Origin of the sequence: Acinetobacter sp. TGL-Y2, assembly GCF_001612555.1 — a bacterium.
Classification (GTDB): Bacteria; Pseudomonadota; Gammaproteobacteria; order Pseudomonadales; family Moraxellaceae; genus Acinetobacter.
In genome coordinates this window covers 1,958,479-1,971,440 of sequence record NZ_CP015110.1, presented here as the reverse complement: position 1 = coordinate 1,971,440, position 12,962 = coordinate 1,958,479, and the positions used below count along the sequence as shown (strand labels likewise).

Here is a 12,962-nt window from a genome sequence, read left to right as displayed (position 1 = left end):
ACAAGGAAGAATAATGCATTCGCAAGTTTATCACAGCCGCGATATACGCGCATGGGAGCAGCGCTGGTTTGCTCAGCAAAATAGCGCCTATGGCTTAATGCAGCAGGCAGCATGGGCAATAACTCAGCGAATGATGGCTAAACTCGACATACAAAATAACAAAGATTTAAAAATAGCGGTGTGCTGTGGTCAAGGTAACAATGCAGGTGATGGCTATTTACTTGCAAAATATTTAACTCAGCACGGTTATGACGTTGAAATCTATGCCGCAGAATTAGGCGCTTCAGCATTATTAATGCAAGCAAAGCATGAGGCGCAACAAGCAGGGCTTACCATTCATACTGGGTTTGATTTTCTTAGAAGTTATGATGTTTATGTCGATGCTTTATTTGGGATAGGTTTGAATCGTACTTTAAGTGATGAATGGCAAGCCATTATTCAAAACATCAATGTCCAATCAGGTTTAAAAATTGCGATTGATATTCCCAGTGGACTCGATGCCAATACAGGGCAAACACTCCCAATCGCTTTTAAGGCAGATTATACATTGACCATTTTGGGGCTAAAAATAGGACTATTTACCGCTCAAGGCAAAGAATATGCCGGTAAAATTGAGATCCTTTCACTGATTCCTCAAGATGCAGCGCTTAAAGCTCTCGCGCAACTATCTCCAACTAATATTGAACTTCCTAAGCGTCAAGCGTTTGGGCATAAAGGCAGTTATGGTCATGTTCTCATCGTGGGTGGGCACGCAGAGATGGGCGGTGCGGTGATATTGGCGGCAGAGGCTGCATTTCATGCAGGCGCAGGTAAAGTCACTGTCGCCTGTCATGCCAAACATCACAGCGCTATTTTATCCCGTGCACCGAATATCATGCTTCGCGATATAGATGCTTTATCTTCAAGCGATATTGACGTGTTGCTTGAGCAGGTGGATGCAGTCAGTTTCGGTATGGGCTTAGGACGAGATGCTTGGGCTGAACAGATGTATTTAAAATGGTTCGATCAAATCAATTCATCGAATTTGGAGGTGGTTCTAGATGCAGATGCACTCTGGTTTTTAGCATTAAATCCCTCCATGTTAAAACTCAAGACGTATGCAACACCTCATCCTGGCGAGGCAGCTAAACTTTTAGGCATAAGGACTCAAGACATTGAATTAGATCGTGTGGCCGCTATTCAGCGCTTAAAGCAACACTATGCGGGTGAGTGGGTACTCAAAGGTGCGGGCAGTCTTATTTTAGAAGAGATATTGATAAAAGATAAACTTCTACCAAATATACAGTCTGAAAAAGAGATGCTGCCGCAAAATCAACTCTGGGTCTGTACATTAGGCAATGCCGGCATGGCGACAGGTGGCATGGGTGATGTACTTTCAGGCATGATTGCCAGCTTAAAAGCCCAGTTTCAAGCTCAGATTCAACTGCATCAAATTGTGACCTTGCATGGTTTAGCAGGGGATGAACTGGCGAAAGGGGGTATGCGTGGTGTCCAAGCACAGCATATGAGTGAAGCGATTTATCAGGTGGTAAATCGTTAAAACAATGAATTGTTCGGTTAGAATATCATTTATATATAAAAAATAAGGATACTTTGATTGATGGAAAAATACTTTATTGTGGGATTAGTGGCTTTGATTCTGATCGTTGTAGTTTGGTACACTCAAGTCTCATCTGGAGAAAATAAAGATCCGAATACGCTGAAACAAAGCCTTCAAAAAGCATTTCCGCAGTACAGCGTGATTGAAAAAAATGGCACGATCATGATCTGTGAGATCAATCATCGTAATGAACCCGATGAACTGGTGTTTATTCGCGTAGATCGCAATCAAGAGAAAAATGTGCGTATGTTCGGAAGGCGTGCAACTATTACCTATAAGAAACCACCGTCACTTCGAGAAATAAAAAAAGATGTCGCAGCCTATTTAAAGTAAATCGCTTTTAAAAAAAGAGTTAAAGCGAACGAGTGATTTGATGGGCGTTCAGATCGTACACTTGCCATATTTGATTTTGGAAGATCAAAATATGTTGTGCCTGATCCTCTAATTGAATTCGCTGTATGTGGTCGAAGACAATAACACCCTGCATATTCAACAGACGAAAATATTGTTCTAAACGTTTAATGGGTTTAATTAAAATATAGTCATCTGAAATTTTTCGTAAATATTCAGGATAATATTGTCCTAAATAAGTTCCAGAACAATGATAAAAGTTTTTGTAAGCTTTGCGATCTGATTGTGTAAAAAAAATATGTTCATCCCAAATTTCAAAGCTAGATGGGTGATTTTTAATGACTGGATTTAAGTGATGGTCTAAAATTGAAAAATATTCATTTTCTTGTATTTGAATATAACCATTATAAAAACACGTTATTTCTGTAAACCAAGTATTAAATAGAAGCTCTCCTGTTTTTAGATCCATTAAGTTTGCATATTTACTTCGGTATACAACACAGCGAAAATACTGATGATCGTCAACGTGCTTAATCCAATCCCATTCAATTTGCACAACAACCTGTCCTAGGGTGTCGATAAGACCAAATACGTCATTTTTTTTGACAATAGCAAGACCATTGAGTGTAAATGACCAAATTTCATCATAAGTAGCATATAAAATGATTTTTTGTTGTTTATCTTTTAAACCAAAATGCTGATGGTCTTGATAGATATAAACTTCAGTATGATTAAATTGTCCGACTTCAAATAATCGCCAGCCATATTGGTTATTTTCATGTTCGAGCACAGCCAGCCAATGATCATAATGACATTCATCTAATAAATTCTGAAGCAGATCTAGATTGCCTAGCGAGATTGCGTTTTCAATCAGAACATTTTTCTCATTAATGTGTTGCAGGTATTGTTGTGCTTGTTGCTCATGAGGCTGCCTTGATAAGTTGAACACATCAGTTGCATTTAAGACCAACATTTCATCAGGAAGTTCAGTTAAATATTGAAATACTTTTTGACGGTATTTTTGAAAATCTTCATGTTGCTCTAAACATAAACTTTTTTCTAAAAAAAAATAGAATAATCGAAGATTTTTTATCCCCGAATTTCGATCAAAATAAAGTTGATCTTCAACGATTTGCGGATTACTCAATAAAGGAATAAATAGCAGCGGAATCTCATATTTCCACTCGCAAATTTGAAAGCCAATTTTTTTTGATCGATGGCTATAGGTGTATACATTAAGTCGATGTGCCATTTATATTCAATCTTTAATATTCTAATTTTTTATGGATTAATGGATTGATCAAGTTTGGATGGCTTATTTAAACAGGTTCACTCATTGATTTCAGTAGTTTAATCTATGCCAAGTCTGAAGGATTACTATCTCCTTCGACTGCTGGTCCGGCTACGCCCACGTGCCATGCCACCCAAAGCATTCAGAACTGCCATCTTGGACATACTGCCTGAGGCATGCGCATGACAAATGGCCGCGGCGAGTGCATCGGCTGCATCCGATTGCGGTTTAATGCTTAAGTTTAAGATGCGCATGACCATCATTTGGACTTGTTCTTTATCTGCGGCGCCGTAGCCAACCACAGATTGCTTAATTTGGCGTGCGGTATATTCAGCCACTTGTAAGTCTGAAAAAGTCAGTGCTGCTATGGCAGCACCTCGCGCTTGACCTAATTTCAGCGCAGAATCTGGGTTGACTGCCATAAATACTTGTTCTACCGCAGCCTCTGTAGGACCATGAAATTTGACGATTCGGTCAATCCCTGCAAAAATTCGCTTTAAGCGTTCTGGCATGTCCGGGGTTTCTGTGCGAATGGTACCTGCATCAACAAATATTAATTTTTGACCTTCCTTTTGAATGATTCCATAACCCGTTAACCGTGAACCAGGATCGATACCAATAATTAATGACATGCAAAGACTTTAAAAATACAATAATGCCCATATTGTTACATAAGCGTATGAAAAAAGCTTGATACAGATTAAGCACATGATTACTGCCATCTATTTATTTTGTTGAGATTAAAGTACGACCCATGAAATTAGCTCTTATTGTTTTAATCGGCTTGGTATTAGAAATATTCGTATGGATCGGGGTAGGTGATCTCGTCGGAAGCATGTGGTATGTATTCTTCTGGTTTATCGCAGCCTTTTTTATCGGTATGAATATGATTCGTACGCACGCTTCAGGACTGATGCCGCAGATGCAACAAATGCAGCAAGGTCACATGAGCGCAGATCCGAACTTAACCAACAACTTACCTAAAATTATTTCGGGTTTATTCCTGATGATTCCGGGATTAATTACAGATCTGATTGCGCTTTTGATTTTGATTCCACCCGTACAAGCTGCGTTTAAGGCCATGATGATGAAAACCATGATGAAGCGTCAGCAAGCCATGATGGAAAAAATGATGGGTGGTATGATGGGCGATCTAGGTGGCATGGGTGGTATGAGCGGCGGTGCTCAAGGTCAAAACCCGTTTGCAGACATTATGCGTCAAATGCAAGAAGCGCAAAATCAACAATCAGGTCGTCATCAGGACTCGACTATCATTGATGGCGAAGCACGTGAAATTACACCTGAAGCAAAAAAAATTGAAATGAAAGATGTAAATAAATAATCCTTATACGTACTGCTTAAAGCTGAATGATTTGATTCGGCTTTTTTTAATGGTCGTTATGCATAGATGCGCGCTTCGATGTTCATCAGGCGCTGTCAACGCTATAATAGGTTTTTGAAACACGCGCCTGATTTTATATGTCTTTGCTTTTTACCATCTGTGCTCTACACTTTGTGGCACAGCTTAGCCCCGGTCCTGATGTTTTGCTGATTGCAAAAAGTGCCGCCACCACCACACGTGAAAACTCTCTTAAAATTATCTTGGGAATTTCCTTGGGTATTGTAATTTGGGTCTGTTTAACTTTACTGGGTTTTACCGTTCTGATTGAGCAATTCCCTTGGATTCAGCAAGGGCTGATGCTCGTTGGTGGCTTATTTTTAGCAAAAATGGGCTGGGCGATGTTTCAAGGCGGTATGCGCAGTTTAAATTCAAGCGCAGATTTGGCTGAAGGTGAGATTCTAAAAACCGAAGCTGCACAAAATTATTTTTTATTGGGGCTATTGACCAATTTATCCAATCCTAAAACCTTAATTTATTTCAGCAGTGTATTTTCACTGGCTTTAAGCTCATCTGCATCGGACTATTTAAAGATGCAATTGGCGGTGATTATTCCCTTACAAACCTTTATGGTGTTCGCTGCGTTTATGTGGATTATGTCAATGCCAAAAATAAAAGCGATTTATCAAAAATCCGGCAGTTATATCGACATCGTCTCAGGGGGCCTATTTTTAATTTTTGCATTTTGGTTGTGGTACGACGCTTTAGTTCAAATCTGAATCTGTCAAAAGTAGAAATTATTCAGGATCCGATTCATCGGTATGTATTGCATTTGGGTGAGATGGGGAGGTTATCGGCGTCTCATTTTTGTCGCTCGCCAATAAAGAAGGCATAGTGTTCTGATAACGATTGGGTTTCAGTGTCGTCTCAGTGTTTTCAGAGCCTTGATAAGTACGGCTGCGGTTTGCACGTTCTCTTAGCCCGCCTTTTTTAATGAGCTGCACCATACGCTTTCTCCTAAAATGAAGCGGGTTATTTTAACTGAAATTAACCGCGATTATCATTCGAATCTTACTGAAATGATCTTAATGGGTGTTTCAGCTCAGCTTTCAATAAAATTTGCTTACATATTTGTTAAGATGCTTCAAATTAAAGATTATGATGCAATACAGAGGTTTAAAAAAAAATTGTGAATAAATGCTAAATTACTCATGCATATGTGTTGAAAATAGAATGTGTCTCACATAAACTTAATCTTGAGTGAGGTTTGACTCTAAAATAATCATAAAAATAAATAGTTAAAGTCAGATAAGGAGTGTAAAAATGCTATATCAATATCACTGTGCGTGTTGTGAAAAGGTGGTTACATCAAATCAAAAAGCGTGTCATGAATGTGGTTCGCAAAATATCAGAACCCCCTATGGCTTTTGGTTATTTTGTATTTTAGCCTGTCTGATTGCAGCGATCACCTTTAAATTGGTGCATGTATATTTAAAAGATCACCAAAGTGTTCCTGTGCAGCAATCCTTTTTAGACAGTCTCAATCAGAGCAATAAAAACACACATTAGAAAATACTGATCATTAAAACCTTTGATTTTTTGAAAATGTTGACCTGACTCATTATAAAAATATGAAGTGATCACATATGGAGTTATAAAAATACTAAGCTGATAAATGGTTGAAATAATATAGATAAAAGATTAAGCCATAAAAAAGCTCACCAAAGTGAGCTTTTTTATATGGAAACTTTTATAGACCCGCAGAGGCTTTAAGTGCTTCAACTTTATCTGTTTTTTCCCATGTAAATGCTGTATCAGAACCTTCGCGACCAAAGTGACCATAAGCCGCTGTTTGCTTATACATCGGCTGAATCAGGTCTAACATACGGGTAATGCCGTATGGGCGTAAGTCGAAATGTTCACGAACCAAAGCAATAATCAATTCTTCAGACACTTTTGCCGTATTGAAGGTGTTGATTGAAATCGACGTAGGCTCAGCCACACCAATCGCATAAGAGACTTGAATTTCACATTTGTCTGCAAGACCTGCAGCAACAATATTTTTTGCAACATAACGACCCGCATATGCAGCAGAACGGTCAACTTTCGATGGATCTTTACCCGAGAAAGCACCACCACCGTGACGCGCCATACCGCCGTAAGTATCGACAATAATTTTACGACCCGTTAGACCACAGTCACCGACAGGACCGCCAATCACAAACATACCGGTTGGATTAATGTGGAATTTAGTCTCTGCATGGAACATATCCGCAGGAATCACTTTCCTTACAATCTCTTCAATGACCGCTTCTTTTAAGTCAGCTTGTGAGATATCTGGATCATGTTGAGTCGATAGAACCACAGCATCTAGACGAACCGGCATGCCATTTTCATACGCAAAAGTCACTTGGCTTTTTGCATCAGGACGTAGCCAAGGTAGATTACCGTTACGACGTAATTCAGCTTGTTTTTCCATGAGGCGATGCGCATATGAAATTGGTGCAGGCATTAAAACGTCAGTTTCACGGCTTGCATAACCAAACATTAAGCCTTGGTCACCAGCACCTTGATCTTCAGGCTTCTGACGATCTACACCTTGCGCAATCTCTGGAGACTGTTTGCCAATCATATTGATGACTGCACAAGTCGAACCATCAAACCCTAAGTCTGAATGATGGTAGCCAATACCGTTTACGGTTTGACGAACAATCGCTTCAAAGTCTACATTTGCAGTTGTTGTGATTTCACCTGCAAGAACGACAGCACCTGTTTTGACAAGCGTTTCACAAGCAACCCGCGCATACGGATCTTCTTTTAAGACGGCATCTAAAATAGCATCACTGATTTGGTCAGCCATTTTATCTGGATGACCTTCGCTTACAGATTCTGAAGTAAATACAGCGTACTCGCGCATAAGTCCTATCACAGTTAATTCAAAAGACGCAATATGGTACATCGAGTTAGACTTTTGGACTAGCTTAACCTGACTAAAAATCATGAAATTATTTCAAATAGTTGTCTTTTTATCTGATATTGAGCTGAAGCATGCTCAGTTGATCATTTAAGAGCTGAATTAAATCTACTTTTTGCGCATAGCTTTTAACATTCTTTTTGAAGTCTTCGACTACTTTAGGCTTATTCTTAACGCTAGGAATATAATGATCGAGCTTATCTTGGCAAATTCAACTTGTAATTAATTGTGGTATTAATACAACATTGGGTAGATTTTATAGTTGATTTGTAATGATTAGAGAATAGGATGTTATTTGTTTAGATATTTTGATTAAATTATTAAGTGTAAGTTAATAGCTTTAAAAGAATAGGTTGCTCTATATCAATGAGAAAAAACTTACAGCAACTACGGTTTAAAGTTGTTCGTGATCCAAACATTTTAAACTGGAGTCCTATTCATAAGTGCATTTTGATGCTTGTTTTTTTTATCTTTATAAAAACCTTATGGATTACATGGAAGGTTTATACACTTAGCTCAGCAGAACTTATCGAGCACATCAATTACGATTCAGTCATGTTTCATTTAAAGATCGATATTTTTGAATTTTTTATGATCGTATTTATTCTGCCTGTTTTTATCTCAATCGAGGGCGAAGTCAAGCGCAGCACTATTTGCCTTATGGTTGCATGGTGCTTTTAATCAGTATGTTGGTCTTCGATTGGTATTCATCGGGACTTTTGGTTGCAGGTATTATTAATGTTATGAGCTTTATATACCTCATGATTGTACTGTTTGAACGTAAGATTATCTTTTTTCACTGGGTTACTCATTATTAACCTTCCGTGCTATCCATATGAGTGGCATCGTGACAGGGGAATATCAATATGCGCCCATGTTTAATTTGTCAACCATTGGCTATCCCAATTTCAAGAACTTATTCTGGTTGGCAAGTACCTTATATTTTAGTGTGCCACCTTTTCTGATTGGTATATTTATTTTAAGTACTATTTTAAATCAATGGCGTAAGCGTGAAATTTTTATTACAGAACTCAGTCAAAAGGATGATTTAACGGGGATTTATAATCGACGTGTATTGACCCAGCATTTGCTGAAACTTGATCAAGATCCGCAAACCGTGTCTAGCTATGCCATTTTGCTGTTGGATTTAGATCATTTCAAAAGAGTAAATGATACCTATGGTCATATTGTCGGGGATCAAGTCTTGATTCAGTCAGCGCAAATTTTAAAACAAAATTTAAGAACTGATGATATGTTAGGGCGTTATGGCGGTGAAGAGTTTTTAATTATTATTCACAATTCACATTTTTACGAAGTGTATAGAGTCGCAGAACGTTGCAGACAGGCACTCGAGACTTCTAGATATCTGGCGGGTGTTGGCATCGAAATTCAAGTGACCTGTAGTATAGGCATTGCTTGTTCGGAAAGTGGTCAAAATGCTTTGAGTATTCTCAATGAAGCAGATTTGGCTTTATATCAAGCCAAATCAAAGGGACGCAATCAGATCACTTTTGCCTAAATTCACATTAAATACATGCTTGAGCTGTAGTATAATTTGTCAGAAGGATGGATTTTTATTTTTTCTCACACAGAAAAGATAAATATTCACGCCTAGGCTTTACGCTGTGCTGTTTTTTTAAGACAATACGTCTAGTTCTTGAATTCTATTCAACTTTCCCATCTTTTTATATATCGGACGCTGATCTATGACAACCCCGCTGAATGAACGTCGCATTGCCAATGCAATTCGTGTATTAGCAATGGATGCTGTGCAAAAAGCAAATTCTGGACATCCAGGTGCTCCAATGGGGATGGCAGATATTGCCGACGTAGTATGGCGTGATTTTTTAAATCATAACCCGACCAATCCACAATGGGCGAACCGCGATCGTTTCGTCTTGTCCAATGGTCATGGATCAATGCTTCATTATGCATTGTTACATTTGACAGGTTATGATCTTTCGATTGAAGATTTGAAATCTTTCCGTCAATTGCACTCTAAAACCCCAGGTCACCCAGAACTCGGTTATGCACCGGGTATTGAAACGACCACGGGTCCACTGGGTCAAGGTATTGCCAATGCAGTCGGTTTTGCTTTGGCAGAAAAAACCCTAGCTGCGCAATTCAATAAAGATGATATTCAAGTGGTCGATCACTTCACGTATTGTTTCTTGGGTGATGGCTGCTTAATGGAAGGTGTTTCACATGAAGCATGTTCATTGGCAGGAACCTTGGGCCTCGGTAAACTCGTTGCTTACTATGATGACAACGGTATTTCAATTGACGGTGAAGTAGAAGGTTGGTTCTCTGATGATACAGAGCAACGTTTCTTAGCATACGGCTGGCAAGTGCTTAAAGTGGATGGTCATGATGCAGATGCATTACGTGCTGCAACTTTGGAAGCAAAAGCTGAAACGGCTAAACCTACTTTAATTATCTGTAAAACAGTGATTGGTTTGGGTTCACCCAACAAACAAGGTAAAGAAGATTGCCACGGTGCACCATTAGGCAATGACGAAATTGCGTTAACACGTACAGCTTTAGGCTGGACCGATGAAGCTTTTGTTATTCCTGCTGATGTATATGCGGCTTGGAATGCGAAAGACAAAGGTACTCAGGCTGAAGCCGCTTGGAATGACACTTTTGCTGCCTATGCTGCAAAATATCCAACTGAAGCCGCTGAACTGAAGCGTCGTATGTCGGGTGATTTGCCAAGCGATTTTGCTGCCAAAGCAGATGCTTTTATTGCTGAAACCAATGCAAAAGCTGAAACCATTGCAACGCGTAAAGCCAGCCAAAACACCTTACAAGCGTTCGGTCCACTACTACCAGAAATGTTGGGTGGCTCTGCAGATCTTGCAGGTTCTAACCTTACACTTTGGAAAGGTTGCCAAGGTGTTCAAGACAATCCAGCGGGTAACTATGTACACTATGGCGTACGCGAGTTTGGTATGACTGCCATTGCCAATGGTGTAGCCCTTCATGGTGGTTTTGTACCTTACGTGGCTACATTCTTGATGTTTATGGAATATGCACGTAATGCAGTGCGTATGTCTGCACTGATGAAGCAACGTGTGATTCATGTGTATACGCATGACTCGATTGGTTTGGGTGAAGATGGTCCAACGCATCAACCTGTTGAGCAAATTGCATCTTTACGTGGTACACCGAACCTCAACACATGGCGTCCATGTGACACTGTAGAAGCTGCAATTTCTTGGAAATCTGCACTTGTACGTAGTGAAGGTCCATCTGCACTGATCTTCTCTCGTCAAAACCTACCATTCCAAACCCGTACAGATGCTCAAATTGCAGATGTAGCGAAAGGTGCTTATGTATTGGCTGAAGAAAAAGGGGAATTGAAAGCGATCATCATTGCGACGGGTTCTGAAGTGTCACTTGCTATGGAAGCGTATGCACAACTTGAAGGTGTGCGTGTGGTGTCTATGCCGTGTGCTGAAGAATTTGTGAAACAAGATGCGGCTTACCGTGAAGCAGTTCTTCCATCTAACATTCGTGCACGTGTTGCTGTTGAAGCGGCGCATGTCGATTACTGGTGGAAGTTTGTGGGTCTTGATGGTCGTGTGATTGGTATGACGACGTATGGCGAGTCTGCACCTGCAAAAGATTTGTACCAACACTTCGGTATTACCACTGAGGCGGTTGTCGCAGCGGTTAAAGAGATGACAGCTTAATCACTTAGATTGAGCCTGCGAAAAAGCGCTCCTTTGGGGGCGCTTTTTTTGTTCATTCAAATGCTGAGCGATATTCTTCTTTAATGTAAAATTAACGCGTATAATGTCTACGCCATTTATTCAGTATTAAAATTTTAGTGTGGCCTTGAAAGGTTACAAGTGAGGAAATATGAGCCTGTATAACCAGATTAGTGATGAAATTACCTTAATGGATGCGGGTGAAGAGAAGTGGATTGGCCAAGATCTATCTTTGGAAAGCATGGTCGCCGTGGTTCTTTTGTTGAAAGATATGGAAGAAGACAAGATTATTAAAGTCCGTCGTCAAAACCGCGAAACGACTTCTGGCCGTAAGCAAGTTGACCGCGTATTGGTGAAGAAGCTTTAAATTGTTGTAAAAAAAGCCCTGAAAGGGGCTTTAATTTTTTCTAGGAGGCTGATCTTACTTTTATTCAGACACGTTGAAATTTAAGTTTTCAGCTTATTGCTGAATAATCTCTCCTCCACTTATGCGAAATGAAGCTGCCAAAGCATAAGTGTCTTCCATCAAGTGAAACAAGTCATGAAACCATTTTCAACCATGACTTGAATTGAATACAGTGAACTAAAGGTGCGTTTTCCAACCCCAGATGTATAAGTTAACTGACTGAAATAGCGACATTTTCACTATCAAAAATTAAGTTACTGACTTAAAAACCATCGACACTCCAATATATGCCCACATTCGAAAAGGTATAAACATAGACTTCTCGACCTTGAGAGGTTCCTGCCCAAGGCTCAATTTTTTTAAGTTCAGGATTGCTAAAACTCAAAGATACATAGTCAGCATCGATCGCAACTAATTGTTCAGCTGCATAGGCAACCTGTTCTTTTGAAGTGTTAAGTAAAAATGCATGGACTACGTCTTTAGGTGATTTTGTTTCAAGTGCTTTATCGATCGCGCCTAATGATTCTGACATTTTAGTTTCAGCTTAAGTTGACTATATTCCTCCATCTTAATCAAACTTGGTCTTTAGATCTGCTGAGCATAGTGTGAAACTGTTTCCCAAAAGTATGACAATACACCACAAAGATGAGCAGCTTGTAGCTTACTGTCGTCTTAAGCAATTGAGAAAACAATTGAAATTTAAGCGCGAGTAACACTAGATTGTCTTTTGGTAAAATTAAAAAATAAATTTAAGACTTGGTAAAAGGTAGAAAGATGAAATCAAATACTGCAATTCAAGCATTGAATGAATCACATGAAAAGCCGTGGCTTGATCTATGGAAGGGATATCAGGCATTTTATCAGACTAAAATCGGTGACGATGTAACACGCAATACATGGACTAAGTTATGCCAAGCACAATATGCGCATATATATGGGTTCGTGGCTGAGGTCGATGGCAAAGTAGTGGGAATAGTCCATGTAATTGAACATGACAGTTGTTGGACTTTAAAACCTTATGCCTATTTACAAGATTTATTTACCCATGAAGCGTATCGTGGACAAGGCATTGCACGTCAATTGATTGAACATGTACATACTTATACCCAAGTAAGACAGTGTGATCGTGTGTATTGGCTCACGCATCAAGATAATATAGTTGCACAAAGCTTATACGAAAAACTGGCGAAAAAAACTGGTTTTATCCAATATAAACTTTAAATTAAACACACAGATGTGCTTGAGTGTTCTATAGATAGAACATAATGTTTTAAACATAGACCTGACC

Annotated in this window: 14 protein-coding genes; 9 read left to right on the top strand and 5 right to left on the bottom strand. The window is 39.3% G+C overall.

All coding sequences use genetic code 11. From position 1 onward, the window contains the following. Positions 1-13: 13 nt before the first annotated feature. On the top strand, positions 14-1,540 hold the full coding sequence (locus AMD27_RS09400; protein WP_067659482.1) for a bifunctional ADP-dependent NAD(P)H-hydrate dehydratase/NAD(P)H-hydrate epimerase: 1,527 nt from the start codon (positions 14-16) through the stop codon (positions 1,538-1,540). 60 nt (positions 1,541-1,600) lie between these two features. Further along, positions 1,601-1,933, top strand: a complete 333-nt coding sequence (locus tag AMD27_RS09395) for a hypothetical protein (protein ID WP_067659479.1) — start codon at positions 1,601-1,603, stop codon at positions 1,931-1,933. A 19-nt stretch (positions 1,934-1,952) separates the two neighbouring features. Here AMD27_RS09395 and AMD27_RS09390 read toward each other — a convergent pair whose 3' ends face one another. Further along, entirely contained in the window at positions 1,953-3,203 is a 1,251-nt protein-coding gene (locus AMD27_RS09390) for a WG repeat-containing protein (RefSeq protein WP_067659476.1), read from the bottom strand. 125 nt (positions 3,204-3,328) lie between these two features. Beyond that, positions 3,329-3,874, bottom strand: a complete 546-nt coding sequence (gene ruvC, locus AMD27_RS09385; RefSeq protein ID WP_067659473.1) for a crossover junction endodeoxyribonuclease RuvC — start codon at positions 3,872-3,874, stop codon at positions 3,329-3,331. A 122-nt stretch (positions 3,875-3,996) separates the two neighbouring features. Between ruvC and AMD27_RS09380 the strand changes: the two genes are divergently transcribed. Further along, on the top strand, positions 3,997-4,584 hold the full coding sequence (locus AMD27_RS09380; protein ID WP_067659470.1) for an FxsA family protein: 588 nt from the start codon (positions 3,997-3,999) through the stop codon (positions 4,582-4,584). 137 nt (positions 4,585-4,721) lie between these two features. Then, positions 4,722-5,360 (top strand): LysE family transporter, encoded by a 639-nt coding sequence (locus AMD27_RS09375; RefSeq protein WP_067659466.1) that lies wholly within the window; start codon positions 4,722-4,724, stop codon positions 5,358-5,360. A gap of 18 nt (positions 5,361-5,378) precedes the next feature. Here AMD27_RS09375 and AMD27_RS09370 read toward each other — a convergent pair whose 3' ends face one another. After that, on the bottom strand, positions 5,379-5,588 hold the full coding sequence (locus tag AMD27_RS09370; protein ID WP_067659463.1) for a hypothetical protein: 210 nt from the start codon (positions 5,586-5,588) through the stop codon (positions 5,379-5,381). Between the two features lie 316 nt (positions 5,589-5,904). Between AMD27_RS09370 and AMD27_RS09365 the strand changes: the two genes are divergently transcribed. Beyond that, the gene (locus AMD27_RS09365) at positions 5,905-6,150 is read left to right on the top strand and encodes a hypothetical protein (RefSeq protein WP_067659460.1); all 246 of its coding nucleotides are present in this window, start codon (positions 5,905-5,907) and stop codon (positions 6,148-6,150) included. Positions 6,151-6,331: 181 nt separating this feature from the next. Here AMD27_RS09365 and metK read toward each other — a convergent pair whose 3' ends face one another. Next, positions 6,332-7,498, bottom strand: a complete 1,167-nt coding sequence (gene metK / locus AMD27_RS09360; RefSeq protein ID WP_067662935.1) for a methionine adenosyltransferase — start codon at positions 7,496-7,498, stop codon at positions 6,332-6,334. A gap of 892 nt (positions 7,499-8,390) precedes the next feature. Here metK and AMD27_RS09350 point away from each other — a divergent pair. From AMD27_RS09350 to AMD27_RS09340, 3 genes are all read left to right on the top strand, one after another. Next, a complete protein-coding gene (locus AMD27_RS09350) occupies positions 8,391-9,074 on the top strand; it encodes a GGDEF domain-containing protein (RefSeq protein ID WP_081405959.1) in 684 nt (227 codons plus the stop codon). Positions 9,075-9,261: 187 nt separating this feature from the next. Beyond that, positions 9,262-11,250 (top strand): transketolase, encoded by a 1,989-nt coding sequence (tkt, locus tag AMD27_RS09345; protein WP_067659451.1) that lies wholly within the window; start codon positions 9,262-9,264, stop codon positions 11,248-11,250. Between the two features lie 169 nt (positions 11,251-11,419). Next, a complete protein-coding gene (locus tag AMD27_RS09340; RefSeq protein WP_067659448.1) occupies positions 11,420-11,635 on the top strand; it encodes a hypothetical protein in 216 nt (71 codons plus the stop codon). Between the two features lie 301 nt (positions 11,636-11,936). Here AMD27_RS09340 and AMD27_RS18150 read toward each other — a convergent pair whose 3' ends face one another. Further along, a complete protein-coding gene (locus AMD27_RS18150) occupies positions 11,937-12,206 on the bottom strand; it encodes a hypothetical protein (protein ID WP_228140650.1) in 270 nt (89 codons plus the stop codon). A gap of 242 nt (positions 12,207-12,448) precedes the next feature. Between AMD27_RS18150 and AMD27_RS09330 the strand changes: the two genes are divergently transcribed. Next, positions 12,449-12,895 (top strand): GNAT family N-acetyltransferase, encoded by a 447-nt coding sequence (locus tag AMD27_RS09330; RefSeq protein WP_067659445.1) that lies wholly within the window; start codon positions 12,449-12,451, stop codon positions 12,893-12,895. Positions 12,896-12,962 lie beyond the last annotated feature (67 nt).